Genomic DNA, 17,980 nt, shown 5'->3' on the forward strand with positions numbered 1-17,980 from the left:
CCCGGAAATTCGCCAAGCGTTTATTTATTTGAATTGCTTGAGCTGGTTTTTATATTCAGCCGATTCCCGCACCGTTCCCACGGCATTCCAGATCTGCTGCGCAAATTCCGGATATTTGGCAACGAACTGCTTGGATAGCATCAGGAAATAAGGCTTCGACACCAGCGGCGGATCGATCCGTTCGATCTTGGCGGCGAATTCGGCTCTTTCGGCCAGATTGATATCGCCTTCAAGCGTCTGCAATGCCACACCGGAGAGACGTCCATTCACCAGCTTCTGGAGATTCTCGCCCGCGCCCCGCACACCGTCGTCCACTCTGACGCCAAGACCTTTCAACTGATCCACGATGGAGAAGCCGGATTGGGCACCGATGGCGCTCTGCGCATTCTTGATGGCCTTGCCATCCCATTCCACATTGCTGCCCTTGAGGCGATAGAGGCTATAGCTGTCGTCCAGCATCCGCTTGCTACCGTCCGGTTTATCTCCGCTCATGGGGAAATGGCCCATTTCCATCCGGTCAGGTTTGAAGCTGATCTTGAACAAGCCATCCATCTCCCCGGTACGCAGCGATTCCATGCACCGCTTCCAGGGCAGGGGTTTGATATCGATCTTGACCCCCAATTGCTTTTCCACCATGCGCATCATGATGGTGTTCAAGCCCGGCTTGTCCTTGAGTATCCAGGGATAGGACTCCTCGTTTTCCGAGCAGACGGTCAAGCTGGCGGGCTTGTCGGCAGCCAAGGCCATCAAGCTACCGCCAAGAATCGAAGCTGCAAACAAAAGGCGCAGTGGAGCGAGATGCATGACATATCTCCGTCGGGTTGCGGGTAGGTACTAACCAGCTTAGGTAGCCCACGGGCATGCGACAACCCGACAGTGCCATGCCGCGACTTCTAGTCCTCCTTGACGGCTTCCACCTGGATGCGCAGGTGGATCTTGCCGGCTTCCCCTTCGCTGTATTTGCTCATGCCGAAATCGGCGCGATTCAGGTCGCCTTCCACATCGGCCCCGCAAACTTCCTTCTTGAACATGGGATGCGGCATGCATTTGAATGAGTTGACCGTCAGTTTCACCGGCCGGGTGTTGCCCAGCAGCGTCAATTCGCCATCCACGCCGGCCAGCGCTTCACCCTGAAAGCGAAGTTTGCCGCGATAGCTCAGGGTGGGAAATTTGGCCACGTTGAGCCAATCCGCGGTCACCGCGAATTCGTTCATCTTGTCGAGGCCGAAATCAATGCTGCCAGCCTCGATCTGGATATCGACGGTACCGCTCTTGCCCGCCCGGTCCAAAAGTATCTTGCCGCTGGTCTTGTTGAACTTGCCTCGCCAGATGGAAAGGCCCATATGCGACATTTCCAGGCTGGGATAGGTATGGCTGGGATCGACGATATAGCGCTCCGGCGCCGCAACCGCACTCAGCGACGCGCAGCTGATCAGGCCGGCTAGCAGGCATTTGCCGACAGTACTCATGGTGTTGTCTCCTCTGGTGAAATCCGGCCCAGTTTAGCCCCGCATGAGGGAGGCCGGAAAGTTAAGCATTTCGCAAGCACTACGATAGCAGCCCCAGCCATTAAAAGGCACATGGCAAATTCGTCACGCCAGCTTGAAATGTTTAAAACAATCGCCCGCAACGGAAACTTCGCCAGTCACCTTTACTCAAATGCCCACTTTACGCATGCAGGTACCGCGCCTTCCAGGCATCGCGTAAGCGTCTGAACTGGCAGGCTTTTTATTATTTTATATTTATTAGAATTGATTGGCATAAATGAGACGATATGAATATACCGAAAATGATTCGGTCCACTTTTGGGAAATCGAGCAAGACGGCAGTAATTTGATAACGCGATGGGGAAAACTGGGTAGCGATGAATATAATCAGACTCAACAATTCAATCATGATAACCAGGCCCGGAAAGAACTTGATCGACTGATAGCCGAAAAGATCCGCCAGGGCTACCGCGCCAGCGGATGCATGCCGCCGTGGCTTGCCGACGGCGATCCGGTTGAATTGACCATTGCCATGCTGGCCAGCGTCTTGCCTAGCCGACGATTCCCGGCCCGTGCCAGCGAACATCCGGGCCGCGAGTATTGGGAGGGCGTGGTGTGCCATCTCACCAGCAAGGAATTCGTGCATGAGGTAAGCGAATCCGCCTACGACTGGCAGGCCCCCTATCAGGAAGCGCTGGCGCGACTGCGTGACAAGGACCAGCACGGCTCGCCGCAATCGGACGCCGTGCTGTTCGCGCTGTGCTGCTTTGCAAGCGAGCGAGGCTATATCGGCAACAACGACATGACGGACTTCCTGATCGAACAAAAAGGATTGCCTTACGCGGTAGATGTCATGCTGGCGGCGCAAGGCGTGACGGTGGAGGCATCGAGAAGCCGCAACCGCTGCAAGCTGCGCCTGAGCACCCATATTGGCGGCCAGCTATGTCCCACCTACTGGTGCGGCCCGTTTTGTCCCGCTGAATGGGCCTTTCGGCGGGCACTTTCATGGACGGACGAGGCCATCTGGAGTGAATGCGTCGGCAGAATACGCCGGGGATTACCCTTGGTGCCTCCTTGCCGCCAATCGCTACTTGCCTTGATCTTGCCGGAGTGCCCCGACATCGCCAACAAGTTGGCGCTGCAATTGGCTGGCCCGCAGGCGGACGAGTCCGTCAGCTGGCTGCAGATGGTGACCGACGACGCGGAAGCCCAGGTCGCGGCCGCCCGCGTGGCGGGCAACGCTCACTTCGGCCTGACACTCACCAGTTCACGGATGGCGGTGGCGACACTGTTGAAAGAGCGCGGCAGCGCTGCCGTGGAGGTGCTGGCCGGCGATGCCTTTCGGGAAATCAGTGCCGAAGCGCTGGCGCAAATCGGTATGCCGAAGTCGATCACGGTGCTGGCACGCTATGCCAGCCAGAGCAAGTCGGCGCTGGCCAATTTCACCCGTGCCAGCCAGCGCTGGCCGAATGCGTCCATCCCTGCCCTGGCCGAGCTGATCGTCAAAGGCGGGCGGGATACCGGGCTGCTGAGCATGTGTCTGGCCGAACTGCTGATGGAACACCGCGACAAACTTCCGACCTTGCAGTCATGGATAAGCCCGAATGGGCAAGGCTTGATCGATCGGTTGATAAAACAGCAGGAAACACCTGCCATCGTAGCCACGAGCGATGAATTGCCGCGCGTCCTGACCGATCCCCCTTGGCTTGCCCCCAAGCGCAAGATGCGAACGCCGCTAAACGTTCCGGTCTTGACGCTACCACCGCTGGAGAAATGGGACGACGGTGTTCGCGAACGTTACCTCGGCGTATCCGAATGGCAGCAAAAGCAATTACAGACGGCGCTGCAGGATTTGCGCACCATGGTGCGCATGCTGGGATTTGGACCATACCACTATTTTTTCGAGACGGAAGAGCGGGCCACCTTCCACGAAGACGCCGCCCAGGCGATCCGCGAGCGGGACGGCGCTGCCCTGGTGGCCATCTGGCGCGAATATCGCGAGGCCAATATCAGTTTTTGGTATTTTCTCGACGGCTACGTAATGGCCAATCTGCCCGACGATATGGGTTTGGTGGTATGGAATTCGTTGGCGGCCGAAAGCCATAGCAACACCGCCTATGTACTGGCCAAGTATGGCCTGCAGGCGCTACCCGGACTGTTGCTCACGGTGCTGCAGCGCCCCGGCAACGATTTGGTCCATGTGCTGAATTTCGGCACGATCGAGCTGGCGCCCATTGTCGCGCGCGCCCATCGCAAGCTCAAGATGGCGCGCGATATCGCCCGCAGCTGGCTGTTCAAGTTTCCGGAGCATGCCGCCGTGGGTCTGATTCCCGCCGCAATCGGTCCGGAAGACGAAATGCAGGTCTGCGCGGCGGTGGCCCTGCGGCTATTGGCCGAGCATGGCCACGAGGCGCTGATCATGCGGGTCGCCCAGCGATACAGCGACCCCACCGTCAGCGCCGCACTGCGCGCCGTGCTGGTGGAAGACCCGCTCGATCGCTTCCCCTGTCGCATCGGCAAGGCTCCCGAGTTCTGGCAACCCGGTCATTGGCGTCGGCCCCTACTGTCTACCGGCAATAAGGCTTTATCCGATACCGCCATGGAGCACCTGGGCACCATGCTGCGCTTTCCCTCCGAGGCAGCTATCTACCCAGGCATTCAGCACGTGAAAGACGTCTGCACGCCGGAATCCCTGGCCGACTTCGCCTGGGACTGTTTTTCCGCCTGGTTGTATGCGGCTGCGCCTCCCAAGGATGCCTGGGCGATGCGGGTACTGGGCTTGCTCGGAAACGACGAGACAGCGCGCCGTCTCACCCCCTATCTGCGCGCCTGGCCGGGCGAGTCGCAGCATGCCCGCGCGGTGGCCGGCCTTGATGTCTTGAGCATGATTGAAAGCGATACCGCTTTGATGCTGCTGAACGGCATTGCCCAAAAAGTGAAGTTCAAGGGTTTGCAGGACAAGGCACGCGAAAAGATCACCTTGATCGCGGAGGCACGCAATCTGACCACCGAAGAGTTGGAGGACCGGCTGGCACCCGACCTGGGTTTGGACGATGACGGAAACCTGTCGCTGGACTACGGGCCGCGCCGGTTTCGTATCGAATTCGACGAATCGCTTAAACCGCAGGTGCGCGATGGCGAAGGCAGAACCATGCCCGCGCTACCCCTCCCGGATCCTGATGACGACTTGGACAAGGTAGAAGCGGCCGCCGAAATCTTCGCGCAACTGAAGCAAGAAGCGGGCATCGTCGCCAGCCAGCAACTGATGCGCCTCGAAATGGCCATGTGCGTACGCCGCCGCTGGACGCCGAACCTGTTCATCCACCTGCTGGTCCAGCATCCCTTGGTACGCAATCTGGTACGGCGCTTGGTATGGGGGGTCTATATGCTGAGCGACGCAGGCAACTATGGCGGGCAACTGCGCGATTGCTTCCGGGTAACCGACAGCGGTAGCTATGTCACCGCCACCGAGGCGCCCTTCTATTTGCCGGTCGGGGAGCAAATTCGCGTGGGTCTCCCCCACACGCTCGACCTACCCCGCGATCAGGTAGCGCTATTTACCCAACGCTTCGCCGCGCTGGGAACGAAACAGCCATTTATACAACTGGGACGGGAGACTTACGCCTTGCAGACGGATGAGCGAGAGGCCGTCAAATTAACCCGTTGGGAGGGCTTGACCTTATCCAGTCCACGCGTGCTCGATCTGGTCAAATTAGGCTGGCATGCCGGCAGGGCCCTGGATGACGGATGTATTGGCTACTTCACTAAAAAGATCGCCAAGGGCCAAGTCATTCGCCTGCTACTCGATCCCGGCATCGTGATGAGCCTGATGGAACGAAATCCCGTACAAACCTTGCGGGAAATCGTCATCGGCGAAAGTGCGCACTGGCAGCAACCGGGCGCTTCCGTCAAGCTGGGTACCTTGGACGAAATCGCCAGCAGCGAGTTGATACGGGATATTGAAAGCTTGTATCGTTGACCGAGCGAGGCTGGGTATCTTTCAGGTCTCCGACCGCCATTTCGGCAAAACCGTCATGGCGGAATCGGCCACTAAGCACTGTCCCGGCTGAAAATCACCTATCATCCCCCACCGTGCCCAGCGCACGGCAAGGCCGCAAAGTAAAAATACGCCGGCCGTTTCCCACGCCTTTCTTGGATTGTCCGGTGTCGCAAGTCACCAAGCAAATACCCCTTTTGAAAATGCCTACCTACTTTCTGCGCTACCTTGCGCCGCTTTGCGCGGTCATCCTGTCCGCCTGTACCGACGATACGGCGCAAAAGCTCAATGACTTTGCCCACAGCAAGGGTGTCAAACAAATCGCCAGCCTGGGCGAACAGTTGCTGCAAGAGCAGCAGCAGACCTCTCGGCAGAAGCCGCAAGACCAAGCTGCCACGTCTAGGGAGCCGGACAGCCAGGCCGGCCGTGCCAATCTGGTCACGCGCCGAGGCCAGGTCGGCCATCGCGATTTCAATCACGCCAAGCAGGTGCTGCCGGATATCTTCAGGGGTAGCCTGAAGGACGAGTTCTATTGCGGCTGCCAATACAAGGATAAGACAGTCGATTTTGCCTCATGTGGATATACCCCGCGCAAGAATGCGGCACGCGCCAGCCGCATCGAATGGGAACATATCGTGCCGGCATGGAATCTGGGTCACCAACGCCAGTGTTGGCAAAATGGCGGCCGTAAGCAGTGCTCGGACAAAGACCCGGTATACCAGGTGGCGGAAGGCGATTTGAACAACCTGGTGCCGGCCGTCGGCGAGGTCAATGGCGATCGCAGTAATTTTCCCTACGGTGCCTGGACGCGCAATCCCACGCCGATTTACGGTCAATGCCAAACCGTGGTGGACTTCAAGCTGAAACGGGCACAACCACGTGCCGAAGTTCGTGGCCGTATCGCCCGTGTGTATTTCTATATGCATGAGCGCTACGCGCTGAACTTAAGCAAGCAGGACCGCCAGCTGATGTGCGCGTGGGCCAAGACCTATCCCATCGATGATTGGGAACGCGAGCGCAACGGCCGTATCAAGGCCGTGCAGGGCAAGGGCAACCCCTATGTGGAAAAACCGGAATCGCTGGCCAGCCAGTGCCCTAAACAGGGTTGAAGGCGGCACATCGAACTCGCCAGCGATGGAATAAGCATAAAAGCATTGGTTATAAGCCGGCTTTATGCCACAGCGCTATATGCGCCGCCCGAACCGGCCGGGATCTCAATAGCCGGACATCGAAACTATTACTGCTGCTAGGTGTGGAGCCACGCGGCAGCGTCTAAATTGGCCACGTTTTCAAGGCGGGCGCGTTGGCCGCCTTGCTGAAATACACGAGGCGATTTAGATAATTTCGATGAATACGATGAATCCGATTTGTTCCACATCCGTTAATAGCCGTACCGTAAAACCGTCGTTCTGGCAGCTCACCGTGCGCTCCAGCCGGCGTCTTCCCTGTCCTTCCGAAAATATCTCTGTTTGCTGGTTTTCCATCTCATGGTGATTAGCGATACGGTAGCGGTCCGCCCACGCATAAGCATCAGCCAATCGTGGGTGGACTCGAACTTTCGCCAGCATCTGGCCCGGTATTTTTCCAAAACCGCACTGCCGAAATTGCGCGAGCAGTTCGGCAGTGAACACTTCCTGCCCTTGCGGGGCTTTTGCCCGCCGATCCTATTTCAAGCGCTAAAGGCAGAGGCCTTGGGCTTGATCGAACGGTATGGCGTGGTGTGCGATACCGCTTTGGGGCACGGTGAGGGCGCACCAAGCCAAATAGCCACAGTGGACCAGCCTGTCATCGTGGAGCAGGGGCCGCTGATCCATGCCACCTATTTCTCGCCGGTACTCAAGGACACGCTGTCCGAAGTGGCGGGCGAGGCGCTATACACCTGTCCCCATGCCGGGGAACATTATCGGATCAGCCAGTTACGCAAATCTTGCGATACCCATGGCTGGCATTGGGACGATTACGCCTATGGCTTCGTTCTGATACTCGAAGCGCCGCATTACCGTGACGGTGGGTTGGTGCAGGGTGTCGCCCATACCAGCTGGGATAAGCGCAATCCCGATGTGCACGGCGCACTGCGTAAAAACCAGGTGTATGCCCATGCCTTGGAGCCGGGCGATGCCTATCTCGTCAAAACCGACACCACCATGCACCGCGTCTATTCCATTCGGGGCGATGCGCGGCGCACCCTCATCCATACCACCTGGGCCAACCGCCAGGATCTGCGCCTACCCAAATCCCACGAAACCAGGCACGCCGGGTTCCACGACGGGGCGGCCGGCTCGACCAGCGCTTGCGAGAGAGCTTAGGCAGAGATGCGAAAGCCGCACACCCCGCGCTACCCCATCCAATAGGAATACGACATGCAACTGTCTCGCTCAGCTGCCGCCGCCCAAATTCTGGTGGTGGACTGCACCGGTCGCGGCCATGCGATCTGTGATCTGCTTATCCGTACCGATCCCAACGCCATCGTCTTTTACGGGCCCGGCTGCGAACTGATAGACCACCCGCGTATCATCCCGGTGAGCAGCATCAGTCTGACCGACCCTCGTACCGCACTGGCCTTTCTCTCCCGGCATGCGGTGGACTTTGTCTTCGTCGCCAATATCGATGCACTCTCCAGCGGATATGTCGATACCCTGCGCCAGTACGGCTACCCGGTCATCGGCCCCAGCCGCGCCACCGCTCGGCTGGAGTCGAGCAAGGATTACGGCAAGCGCTTCTGCAATGCGCACGGACTGCCCACTGCGCCGTTCCGCACCTTTACCGATCCCTTTGAAGCCGGCGCTTATATCCGGGCATTGCCGTACCCCTGTGTGGTCAAGGCCGACGGCCTCCGTCCCGACGGCGACGGTACGGTTATCTGCGGCACGCCCGATGAAGCGCTGACGGCGGTCGCCGGCTTCGCCCGCCAGTCCGGCAGCCAGTTCCGGGTAGTGGTCGAGAAGCGTTTATATGGGGAGGAGATTTCCGTCTTTGCCCTACTCGACGGAGATAGCTACCTACTGTTCCCCACCGCCGCCGACTTCAAACGTTCCTTGGAGGAAGATGCCGGCAAGCACTGCGACGGGATGGGTTCGATCTCGCCCCACCCGCTCGAAAACGAAGCACTGCGCGAGGAAATCCACACCGCGCTGATGGAACCCTTGCTGGCAGGGCTACGCCACGACCGGCTTGATTTCAGCGGCTTCGTTTATATCAGCGCCATGCTGACCGAGGCGGGCCTACGGGTATTGGAGATCAATACCCGTTTCGGCGATTCGGAAGCCGAGGCCGTACTGCCCAGCGTGCAAAACAATTTCACCATGCTATGCCACGCCATCCTCACTCGCAGCCTGCATGGCCAACGCCTGCGTACCGATGGCCGCATACGCTGCTCGGTGGCGCTGACCCAAGGCTGCCTGGACCGCTACGACCCTGCCGCCCTGCCGGGCTGGCCTTTCGGCAACTTTGCCGTGGGCCAATTGGTACACGGGCTGGGCGCCGTGGATCACGAGGAAGCCACCCTGTTCTACGCCGGCCTGAAGAAAGATCACCTGGGCCGGCCGATCAGCAGCGGAGGCCGGGTACTGCATGTCGTGGGCTGCGGCGACACCCTGAGCGAAGCCATGCAACGGACCTACAGCCAGGTGGGACGCATTGCCTTCCGGGGCATGCGTTACCGCGTCGATATCGGCGCCCGCCTGCTGCAACTACGGCAGGCCCAGCCGGAGCTGGCCGGCGTGGCGGATTAACGTGACAGCGTTTCACATACTGAAAGCAAATATGAAAACGGCAATCATCATCTCGACGCGTGGCTATGGTGTATTTGACTTCACGCTGCTCAAGCAGCCGAACAGCGTACGTATTATCGGCATCTTCGCCGAACCGGACGCCAGCAACCTGCCCTACGAACAGTTGCCGCATTTCCATCGCATCCATGTGGTGCCCTGCGCCGTCAAAAATCCGTCCACGCTGCAAAGCGCCTTGGTGGACTTCGAGTCCGCCTACGACATCATCGCCACCACGCTGGAAACCACGGCGCTGGAAGACTTGACCATCCACTGCCACGACGAACAGAACATGCTGCTTGCCGCTAAACTGCGCAGTTCCTTCGGCATTGGCGGCCCCAACTACGAAGCCATCCTTCCCTACCGCGATAAATGCATGATGAAGGAAAAACTGCAGGCCAGGGATATTCGGGTACCCCGCTTTGGCCGCTTCCTGCCAGACCGCTTCCGGCGCGGCGCCGCCGCCTACTTCGACGTGATCGCCTCGGAAGTGGGGCTGCCTTTTATTCTCAAACCGGTCGATTCGGTTGGCGCCGAGGGCATCCACAAAATCGGCTCCTTGCGCGACTTCAAGAATCTACCGGGGGAATTGGGTCGACAGTATGCGTACGAGGAGTACATCGGCGGCACCATATTCAGCGTGAATATCGTGTCGCGAAAGGGGCATACCCTGTTCGGCGGCGTCAGCGAACACCTGGTCAACGCCTTCGATGCACAGGCGGGCAAGGTCAATGCCGATATCAATCTGCATGAAAAAGACCCCCGCGTACCGCGCATGCTGGCCTTCGCCGAACAGGCGCTGGATGCCCTGGGCCGCCTGGAGGGTGGCGCGCACCTGGAACTGTTCCTTACCGAGCGCGATGAGCTGGTCTTGCTGGAAGTGGCCGCCCATTTCAAGGGCATGGCGGGGCTGGCTGCCATGGAACGTAATTACGGCATCGCCTTGGTCAACCTGGTTTTCGAAATCGAGACCGGCATCGAAAGCCTCCCCTACCAACGCGAACAGACTTACTGTTTCGATGGCGTATTGCCCAAGAAAAGCGGCGAAATCGACGCCCTGAACACGCCGGCCCTGGAAAGCCAGGTAAAGATGAACTGGAAGGTCGCCAAGGGCGAACGACTGCGGCAATCCACCTCATTGATGGCCAATGCCGGCACCTTCCTGGTCTGGAACAAGGATTACGACGCGCTCTATCGGGATTTCAAGCGTTTGGGGAGCTATGAACCGATCAGCTACAAAGCGGAAGTCGCGCAGTCCTTGCTGTGATCGTATGCGAATCGGCCACCCTCGCCGGCCTGGCCGGCAAGGGTGGCATCTTCAGGCAGCCATCGTTACGGTTGCCGGCTCCAGGGTCAGCGTCAGCGTATCCACCTTGCCAGGGTCCAGACTGGCGAAAACCGCGGCAAAGCGGTCCGAATAGGCAAAATTATAGGCCTGCGACAGCGGCGCCAACGCGGCCGCCCACTGGTTGTAATACGTCGTGGGTTGCAGGCCGGCAAAGAAAAAGCTGCCGGGAATACCGAACCACGTTTGACTGGGGAGCGAGCCGACCATGGCTGGCGGAAACACCCCATGAACATTGCCGACCGTTGTCTGGCTACCGACCGCACCGATATTCAGGCCCGAGAAAAGATCGCCGCCCACCCAACCGTACACATCGTTTCCCGGATTCGTGCTGGAACCGGCATTGTTCAAGTAGAAAGGCGTATTACCGCCGTAGATGCCAGACGGATTACTCAGGTCAGCCCGCTTGTAGAGCATGGTCGTAGTGCCTGCGACGCCGCCGAGCGTGCCGCTCAGCGTGATATCAAGATTGCTGTCTATGCTCGCGGTCAATGCATAGGCTTGCGGGCTGAGCGGGCCGGTACTGGGCGGATTGGGGCCCACGCCGCCGAAGTTGCCGGCGATATTGGCGATCGTACCGTTGCCAAGCGTTGGGACATTCTTCCCCGCCGGGGTACCCGGACCAAACCACTCCAGCAGATTGCCCAGGTAAGCCGTCCAGATATCGTAAGGCATCACCGGCAAGGCGACCGTCGGCGCGATGGGCGGGTAGGACGAAGGACCGATGATGCGGGCAAACGCGCTTCCCGGGGCGGGGCCGCCCGGATATTGCTGGAACTGCCCCGGCACCAGGGCAGGGAGCGGTGCGCCATCGACCCCACCGGGCCCCACCACACCGGAAACCGGCGGGGTAGTAAGGGTATCGAGCGCATCGAACACATCCTGCGCCGTGGTATTGCCCAGCAGACCGGCAACGGTCTGCACCGCCTGGCCGCGCCAGGTGGTCGTCAGCGTGAGGGGAATGCTCCAATAGTCGATGCTGGTCAAGTTGGCGACGTCGGCGGCTTGTCCGGTAAAGGTCATCTCCATCTTGTCGTAGCGCAGGAAGAAATTGGGGTCGGTGACGGCCTGCGCCGGTTCGTAGGATTTGCGCTGCACCGCCCAGGCGCTGCCATAAGCCACGTAGACGCGCCCGCTGAAGGCACTGATGGTTACCCCTTCGACCAGATCGGCCAGCGAGTACCAATGGCCGGCGAATGGATAGTTCCCGTCGCCGGCAATATTCAGCGGTTTGAGTGCCGTCTGGTCCTGGTTGCTCTTGATGTCGAAGCCGTCGTTCGACGCGCCGGGCACGAACCCTATCGATACCTGCGATGGCGCGACGCCGCTTTGATTGCTGAATTGAAGCTTGAGTGATGCCATATTTCCTCCTCGACCTGCGGTGTGAAGGATGGCCGCCTCGGCCTTCGGCGTCCGCCCCATTTTCTGGGCCGATCTCCGGCTCCTGTTTCTGGCCGCTACGGTGGGCGGCATGGGCGTATCCGTTCCGGCCATGCAATGCCCTGTCGGAAGGATAGCCAAGGCGCATGCAAACTACTGCTTACTAATTCCCTATTCCTGCTTGTTCAATGTTTTAAGCCAAACAAGGCGCTGTGGGTCTGCTCACCCAGCTCGATGGTCAGTGCCACGGCATTTTCCACGCCGATGCGGATGGGCGGACCGAAACGGCTGATTTCGATGCCGGCTCGGCGCAGCATGCGTTCGATCGCGGTGGTGGTGACGGTGACATAGCGTTTGATGCCGCCTTCATCGGCAAACCTGACGATTTCGCGCATGGCATCCAGCGCCTGGTCGGCAAAGCCGAAGCTGGGCGAGCCATCGGTTTCGATGGCAAAGCGGCTCAGTTCCCATACACCCTCCTCTTCCGGTGCCGGACTGCCGTGGAGCAAGGCCGGGAATGTGTCCTTCAGCATATAAGGCCCCAGGGTGGGAAGCAGGCGCCAGCAGCCAAACACCTGCCGCTCCTGGTTGCGGATCACCATGTAGTGCGGCTCCAATGCGTCATAACCGTCTATCTCCATGCCGGCCAGGATCGGCACCTCCCACCCCATGCGATCTCGAAACACCCGGGCGCGCAGGCTGTGGATGGCATGGAGATCGCCACGGTTGAATTGCTGACGCTGTCCGATCTGGATCATTTGAATAGAGTTCTGCATTGCGTGCTCCTAAGGGCTTGCTACCCGAAACGCATAAATATATGCCGTTCAGCAATATGGGCTACTAGCTACCTTGCTAGCTGCCTCCCCGGACTAGCCATGACAGACTCGGTGGCTCATTCCTCTTAAAAGCCAGGGAAGACAGCATGTACATGCAAACAGAGAACGCGGTGGGCACCGCAGGGGCGTTGTCCACGGTGTTTTACTGCCAATATGCGCTGCGCCGAGTCCGCAAAGCGATGAAGGAAAGCCAAACGATTTTCTGGCGGCGCTTCGGCGTCAGCCAGTCGCGCGGCAGCCGTTTCGAGCAGGGACTACCCCTGCCCGCTCCGGTGCAGATCCTGTTGCATCTTTATCTCGCGGGCCGTATCAACGACCGCGACCTCAGCGAATCCTTGGCGCAAATCGACCCAAGCAACGATTGAACGCGGGCGCTACACCGACACCAAGCCGAATTGAATGGCCCGCACCACCACGTCGGTGCGCCGGCCTACATCGAATTTGCGCCGCAGGTTGGCGATATGGAAGCGCGCACCGGCAATCGACACATCCATGATCCGTGAGATCTCCCAGTCGGTCTTGCCGGCCGCCAGCCACTTCAGGTATTCCAGTTCGGTCTTGGTCAAATCCGGCGCCTGCCGCGCCGCCTCGGCCGGTTGCATGTAGCCGCGCAACACCTCGAAGGCGAGGTCCCGCAGAATGGCAAGGTGGCCGATATTGTCCTGCAGGTCGGCAACGAAGGCCTTGCCGGGCTGTTGATCCCGCACGACCGTCAACATGCCCACCTCGCCGGTCGGACCATGAAAAGGCAGCGTCACGCCCGCACGCAGGCCATAGGAACACGCTTCCTCATAAAGGGCTCGCTGTTCCTTGCCCCGGAAGCTGTCCGGCGCCCACACCAAGGGCATGGTGTGGCTGAAGCAATGTGCCACGGTGGGATCCAGCCGGCCCAAGCCGCGCCGATCGTAGATCTCGCGCCATCGCTCCGGATACGTGCTGCGCAGATAGGCTCCACCCAGCGGTGCACCGGGTTTGGGCACGGCAGCGAACATTACTTTGTCGTAGCCAAAGCGCTTGGCCACGGTCGATAGTTGAAACACGGCATCCATCTCGGTTTTCGCCTCGACGAAAGCTTGATACTTTTCCAGGTACGGCACTCTCAGGACTCCCTGATGCATTCGTACACCGTGTTTCGACGACGGCCGCCCGGCCAGGATGCCTTGCGCATCCGCCGGGACCAGCCTTCACGAAACACCCCCCCCTACAAGATTCGCATTGCCGCAGTGGTCCGGACCCATGGGTCTTCGGCCAATATTTTTTGAACAATGCAATCAGCGGCTTGTCGCAGATAAGTGTTTTTACCGTTCCCATCTTGCGCAAGCCCCGCGGCAAGAGTGTAACAAGCGCTTGCCCCAGTCGAATTCCTTAGTTGGGTTCGGCGTAAACTGAGTCATCCTGCCCACAGATTTTGTCGTATGCGACCGACACGGGCGCGGTAAACAAAGTAGGCGCGGAATTTGCCATTCATCAGATTTATGCCCTACCGCACTGCGTTGTCTGGATATTTTGCCGATATCAGGAGTAGTACTAGCACGGTGATGGAATAAATAGACCGTGCATTGCCAGGAGAGCCGCCATGAAACTTCCCAGTGTTGATGTCGCCCAGTCGGCGCCTCGCCCGATTGCGCACGTACCGACCGGCAAGATGACCGATGAGCAGAAGAAGGATCTGCAGGTGCAACAGATCCGCGCCAGTTACCGCTTTAGCGCATCGGTCAGCGAAGGCGATAATTACTACCGCTTGCTGGTGCAGGCCAACTTCGAGTCGGTCGGCAGCGCGCTGGGTATCGAGGCGCCTGAAACAGCCGTGGAGGCACTGCCGGTCGAGCAGGAAGAAGTCGACAATACCCCCCCCGCCACCGCCAAGCGCATTGTCGACCTGACCACCGGCTTTTTCGAACTGTTCCGCCAACAGTACCCCGACGAGGACCCTGACAAGGTGCTGAACCGCTTCATGGAAACCATCGGCAAGGGCATCGCCCAGGGCTTCCAGGAAGCGCGCGAGGTCCTCGACGGCCTTGGTGTACTGAAGGACGAGGTGGCCGATAATATCGACAAGACCTGGGAGTTGGTACAGCAAGGGCTCAAAGCCTTCGCGGAAGCGCATGCCAAGCCGTCGAAACCCGCCGAGGGCGAACCGCCGGCCCAGCCCATCGCGGCAAAGGCGCAGAGCAAAGCTGGTGCGAGCGCATAGAGATAGCGTATGTTGGCAATGAATCCGCCACACTTTTGCAATTGACGATCAACGGTCCCGCTTATCCGATGCCACGTAAACTCCTCCGCCGCTATCTACCCACCCGTGAATCGCTGGATCGCAACGCACTGCTGCGCCGTTGCAGCCCCTACCTGTCCCATCCCAACCTATGGCACCTCAATCGCCATTCCGTCGCCGGCGGACTCGCGGTGGGGCTGTTTTGCGGCCTGATCCCCGGCCCCTTGCAGATACTGGCCGCCACGCCCCTGGCCATCCTGTTCCGGGTCAATCTTCCGGTCGCCGTCTTCGGCACCTTCTTCAGCAATCCCTTCACCATCGTGCCGATCTATGTCGCGGCGTTTGGGCTGGGCAGGTTGCTTACCGGCGTAAGCAGCGGACCCGGCACCTTGCCTCCCCTGCCGGAGACCGACTGGGCGCACCTGGGCGATACCCTGTCGGCGTGGATAGCCTGGGGACTATCGATGGGCGCACCACTGGCCATCGGCCTGGTCGCCATGGCCGCGTTGCTGGCGGTGGCCGGCTACTTCCTGGTGCAGTGGGGGTGGCGTTTGCATGTTCTTTACGCTTTGCGGATCAGGCGGTTGCGGCGCGCGGCCTAGGTCCCCAGAGAGTTGGACCGGCAGCCTCCGGTGGGCGGGTAAGCCTATTGATATACCGCCCATCAAACCGTCCGCTGAATCGCGCGCGGCGAATAGCAAGTTCTTATCAGCTTTGTAGGGCAAGGGGTGCGCTACGAATTCGGCTTTCGCTGTAATCGCGAGCGCTTTACCGAAGCGTGATTGCTGACTTACCCGTCAGGCGGGCGTATTGTAGAGATCAATGCCGCACGGGGCCTTGCAAAATAAAATTACGACAGGCACGGGACAACTACGACAAACCATATCATTAAGTTATTCATAATGAGTAAGTCTTACATCACTTTTACAAATAGGTTAAATTACAATGTTGACGACTAAAATTTCCACAGGAAATAATATCAGCCGCAACGAAGCACATGACGCTTTGCGTAATGCGGAGGAATCAAATCCAGCGACCAATGAAAAAGCCGTACAGATTGGCGAAAAAAACTACCGCCTTAGCAACGTTAACGTCCACAGCGAACAGACCACTTCCGCTCGCCCAAGAAGTTTGTTTGAAAAAATTGGGTACTTATTTAAAAATCCTACCAGGCCCGGTATTAAAGACCGCCAGGGAATCCAGAGAGATAACCACCAATCAACCACTGGCGAACACTTGGTTTTCACCGACACCTCGGTGCACAAACCTCAGAATTGCATCGTATCCCTCGCCAGGCAGCCGGTTGAAATAGAAAACCTGGACCTCGACTGGGTAAATTCAGAATTCGAAAAATTGAAATCTTTTCAGGAAGAGCTTAAAAGCAGGTTTCCCGGCGAAGATTTAGATTTAACCGAATCCAACGCCCGGATTGCGGCTTTGGCGGAAACACCCGCCGAGAAGTTGGTCTGCCTGGCCGATCAATTGCATATTCAAACAAATGCAGCATACCAAAAGCGCAATCGTTCATATAACATCAAGCACGTTGATAATACTCGCCTCACCATAACAGCAGGAGATGATTTCCCCAAATATACCAGCCAGCTCATTGAAGACATTTCCGACGCAGTTCTTAATGTACGCCACAACAGAAAGGAGAAACTCTCCGCTGAAGATCTTGACAAAGTAAGGCTATCCTTAAGGCCAGACAGAGGCGATTACTCCCGACTTAAAACACCATACGACAGCCCCGTGACCCAGCTGGAAGTTAAATACCCACATGTGAAGGCCCATTTAGAGAGCATCGACGCTTATTATAGATCATATTGAAAACCTACACGCCCCACTAGCGCTTTCGCCGCCCTGCCCGCTGTCGTCAATCGCCCCCGTGCCAAGCCAGCTTATTCCATTTACAATGCGCTGGTTTGGCGTAGAAGCGAGGCAGTTCATATTATTCCGGCCAATACGTGCGTATAGGTGGCGCCATGAATACCGTTAAAGCTGTATCAAAACCGTTCTAGCCGCACGCAATACCTCCGCGCTAAGCGCTTCCAACTTGGGTGACTGCACCCGCCAGCAATGCCAATACAAGGCCACATCGCAGGGCTGCGAGGGCGCCAGATCGATCAATTCTCCACTTTGCAAGGCCGTGCCAAATTGCAGCTCCGGCACCATGCCATAGCCCAGGCCGAGGCGTATCGCCTGCAGGAAGGGCTCGCTGGCCGGAACGTAGTGGCAGGGATAGCTACCCGGCGGCAGGCCCAACTGGTTTTGCAGGAATTCGGCCTGCAGACCATCCTTGCGATCAAATACCATCAACGGCGCCTGCCGTGCCGCCTCACGGTCCAGGCCACGCGGCAGCCAACGGGCCACGAAAGCCGGCGTAGCCAATAAACGGTAGCGCATGATGCCCAGGGAATGTGCCAGGCAGCCTCGCATGGGTAAAGGCTCGCTGGACACACCCGCCACCGCATGTCCGCTCTGCAACCAAGTGTAAGTGTGGTCCTGGTCGTCCACGGTGATATCCACCAGCAATTGCTCCGCCACCAGGAACTCCGCCAGGGCCGGCAGGAGCCAGGTGGCAAGCGTGTCGTTGCTGACCGCCAGGGGCACACTCAAATGCCGGCCACTCGCTTCCTGCCATTGGCTGACGAACTCATCCTCCAGCAGACTGCTGCGCCGCAGGTACTGCACCAGCCGTTGACCGGCCGGGGTGGCACGGCAAGGACGGCCGCGCAGCACCAGCGGCATGCCCAGCTGCTCCTCCATGGCACGCACCCGCTGAGAAACCGCCGAGGGCGTCAGATGCAGATGGATTGCCGCCTGCTCGAAACTGCCGCTATCGATCACGGCCAGCAAGGCTTCACCCTTGCGCGCATCCAACAGCATGGTCCCTCCTTGATTAAGAATAATTCAGCTATCAGGAGAAATATTAAACCAGCTTCATTCCGGACGAGCG

General features: G+C 58.7%; 15 protein-coding genes and 1 pseudogene. 10 read left to right on the forward strand and 6 right to left on the reverse strand.

Going from position 1 to position 17,980, the window contains the following annotated elements:
• Positions 1-24 precede the first annotated feature (24 nt).
• Entirely contained in the window at positions 25-804 is a 780-nt protein-coding gene (locus tag FNU76_RS05205; RefSeq protein ID WP_143856721.1) for a substrate-binding periplasmic protein, read from the reverse strand.
• An 89-nt stretch (positions 805-893) separates the two neighbouring features.
• On the reverse strand, positions 894-1,469 hold the full coding sequence (locus FNU76_RS05210; RefSeq protein ID WP_143856722.1) for a YceI family protein: 576 nt from the start codon (positions 1,467-1,469) through the stop codon (positions 894-896).
• Between the two features lie 295 nt (positions 1,470-1,764).
• On the opposite strand from FNU76_RS05210, the pseudogene FNU76_RS25180 reads away from it, so the two are divergent.
• The 6 genes and pseudogenes from FNU76_RS25180 to FNU76_RS05235 form a co-directional block, all read left to right on the forward strand.
• Positions 1,765-1,950, forward strand: a pseudogene (locus tag FNU76_RS25180) (WGR domain-containing protein); the annotation flags it as partial.
• A 21-nt stretch (positions 1,951-1,971) separates the two neighbouring features.
• Positions 1,972-5,466, forward strand: a complete 3,495-nt coding sequence (locus FNU76_RS05215; RefSeq protein WP_223879334.1) for a DUF4132 domain-containing protein — start codon at positions 1,972-1,974, stop codon at positions 5,464-5,466.
• Between the two features lie 221 nt (positions 5,467-5,687).
• Entirely contained in the window at positions 5,688-6,593 is a 906-nt protein-coding gene (locus FNU76_RS05220) for an endonuclease (RefSeq protein WP_143856724.1), read from the forward strand.
• A 378-nt stretch (positions 6,594-6,971) separates the two neighbouring features.
• Positions 6,972-7,790, forward strand: coding sequence for a HalD/BesD family halogenase (locus tag FNU76_RS05225; protein WP_143856725.1), 819 nt, complete (start codon positions 6,972-6,974; stop codon positions 7,788-7,790).
• A gap of 54 nt (positions 7,791-7,844) precedes the next feature.
• A complete protein-coding gene (purD, locus tag FNU76_RS05230; protein ID WP_143856726.1) occupies positions 7,845-9,215 on the forward strand; it encodes a phosphoribosylamine--glycine ligase in 1,371 nt (456 codons plus the stop codon).
• A 31-nt stretch (positions 9,216-9,246) separates the two neighbouring features.
• Complete coding sequence (locus FNU76_RS05235; RefSeq protein WP_143856727.1) at positions 9,247-10,518, forward strand: ATP-grasp domain-containing protein; 1,272 nt, start codon at positions 9,247-9,249, stop codon at positions 10,516-10,518.
• A 51-nt stretch (positions 10,519-10,569) separates the two neighbouring features.
• Here the strand turns inward: FNU76_RS05235 and FNU76_RS05240 are convergent, their stop codons facing one another.
• The gene (locus FNU76_RS05240; protein WP_179958356.1) at positions 10,570-11,958 is read right to left on the reverse strand and encodes a beta-1,3-glucanase family protein; all 1,389 of its coding nucleotides are present in this window, start codon (positions 11,956-11,958) and stop codon (positions 10,570-10,572) included.
• A 203-nt stretch (positions 11,959-12,161) separates the two neighbouring features.
• The gene (locus FNU76_RS05245; protein ID WP_143856729.1) at positions 12,162-12,752 is read right to left on the reverse strand and encodes an acyl-homoserine-lactone synthase; all 591 of its coding nucleotides are present in this window, start codon (positions 12,750-12,752) and stop codon (positions 12,162-12,164) included.
• Positions 12,753-12,898: 146 nt separating this feature from the next.
• Between FNU76_RS05245 and FNU76_RS05250 the strand changes: the two genes are divergently transcribed.
• A complete protein-coding gene (locus FNU76_RS05250; protein WP_223879232.1) occupies positions 12,899-13,177 on the forward strand; it encodes a helix-turn-helix domain-containing protein in 279 nt (92 codons plus the stop codon).
• A gap of 9 nt (positions 13,178-13,186) precedes the next feature.
• Here the strand turns inward: FNU76_RS05250 and FNU76_RS05255 are convergent, their stop codons facing one another.
• Positions 13,187-13,909, reverse strand: coding sequence for a helix-turn-helix transcriptional regulator (locus tag FNU76_RS05255; RefSeq protein ID WP_179958357.1), 723 nt, complete (start codon positions 13,907-13,909; stop codon positions 13,187-13,189).
• Between the two features lie 479 nt (positions 13,910-14,388).
• Here FNU76_RS05255 and FNU76_RS05260 point away from each other — a divergent pair, with 479 nt between their 5' ends.
• From FNU76_RS05260 to FNU76_RS05270, 3 genes are all read left to right on the forward strand, one after another.
• Positions 14,389-15,006, forward strand: coding sequence for a DUF5610 domain-containing protein (locus FNU76_RS05260; RefSeq protein ID WP_143856731.1), 618 nt, complete (start codon positions 14,389-14,391; stop codon positions 15,004-15,006).
• Between the two features lie 68 nt (positions 15,007-15,074).
• Positions 15,075-15,626, forward strand: coding sequence for a DUF2062 domain-containing protein (locus FNU76_RS05265; RefSeq protein ID WP_143856732.1), 552 nt, complete (start codon positions 15,075-15,077; stop codon positions 15,624-15,626).
• 343 nt (positions 15,627-15,969) lie between these two features.
• Positions 15,970-16,851: a hypothetical protein gene (locus tag FNU76_RS05270; protein WP_143856733.1), complete on the forward strand. Its 882-nt coding sequence runs from the start codon at positions 15,970-15,972 to the stop codon at positions 16,849-16,851.
• Positions 16,852-17,016: 165 nt separating this feature from the next.
• Here FNU76_RS05270 and FNU76_RS05275 read toward each other — a convergent pair whose 3' ends face one another.
• Positions 17,017-17,910 carry a LysR family transcriptional regulator ArgP gene (locus tag FNU76_RS05275; protein ID WP_143856734.1) on the reverse strand — a complete coding sequence of 298 codons (894 nt, stop codon included), beginning with the start codon at positions 17,908-17,910 and terminating at the stop codon, positions 17,017-17,019.
• Positions 17,911-17,980: the final 70 nt, after the last annotated feature.

It is taken from the genome of Chitinimonas arctica (assembly GCF_007431345.1).
In the GTDB taxonomy this organism is placed as follows: domain Bacteria; phylum Pseudomonadota; class Gammaproteobacteria; order Burkholderiales; family Chitinimonadaceae; genus Chitinimonas; species Chitinimonas arctica.

What these genes read in the sequence shown, in the direction of transcription:
- FNU76_RS05205 (WP_143856721.1), bottom strand. Translation starts at nt 804, where the DNA reads ATGCATCTCGCTCCACTGCGCCTTTTGTTTGCAGCTTCGATTCTTGGC.
- FNU76_RS05210 (WP_143856722.1), bottom strand. Translation starts at nt 1,469, where the DNA reads ATGAGTACTGTCGGCAAATGCCTGCTAGCCGGCCTGATCAGCTGCGCG.
- FNU76_RS05215 (WP_223879334.1), top strand. Translation starts at nt 1,972, where the DNA reads ATGCCGCCGTGGCTTGCCGACGGCGATCCGGTTGAATTGACCATTGCC.
- FNU76_RS05220 (WP_143856724.1), top strand. Translation starts at nt 5,688, where the DNA reads ATGCCTACCTACTTTCTGCGCTACCTTGCGCCGCTTTGCGCGGTCATC.
- FNU76_RS05225 (WP_143856725.1), top strand. Translation starts at nt 6,972, where the DNA reads ATGGTGATTAGCGATACGGTAGCGGTCCGCCCACGCATAAGCATCAGC.
- purD (WP_143856726.1), top strand. Translation starts at nt 7,845, where the DNA reads ATGCAACTGTCTCGCTCAGCTGCCGCCGCCCAAATTCTGGTGGTGGAC.
- FNU76_RS05235 (WP_143856727.1), top strand. Translation starts at nt 9,247, where the DNA reads ATGAAAACGGCAATCATCATCTCGACGCGTGGCTATGGTGTATTTGAC.
- FNU76_RS05240 (WP_179958356.1), bottom strand. Translation starts at nt 11,958, where the DNA reads ATGGCATCACTCAAGCTTCAATTCAGCAATCAAAGCGGCGTCGCGCCA.
- FNU76_RS05245 (WP_143856729.1), bottom strand. Translation starts at nt 12,752, where the DNA reads ATGCAGAACTCTATTCAAATGATCCAGATCGGACAGCGTCAGCAATTC.
- FNU76_RS05250 (WP_223879232.1), top strand. Translation starts at nt 12,899, where the DNA reads ATGTACATGCAAACAGAGAACGCGGTGGGCACCGCAGGGGCGTTGTCC.
- FNU76_RS05260 (WP_143856731.1), top strand. Translation starts at nt 14,389, where the DNA reads ATGAAACTTCCCAGTGTTGATGTCGCCCAGTCGGCGCCTCGCCCGATT.
- FNU76_RS05265 (WP_143856732.1), top strand. Translation starts at nt 15,075, where the DNA reads ATGCCACGTAAACTCCTCCGCCGCTATCTACCCACCCGTGAATCGCTG.
- FNU76_RS05270 (WP_143856733.1), top strand. Translation starts at nt 15,970, where the DNA reads ATGTTGACGACTAAAATTTCCACAGGAAATAATATCAGCCGCAACGAA.
- FNU76_RS05275 (WP_143856734.1), bottom strand. Translation starts at nt 17,910, where the DNA reads ATGCTGTTGGATGCGCGCAAGGGTGAAGCCTTGCTGGCCGTGATCGAT.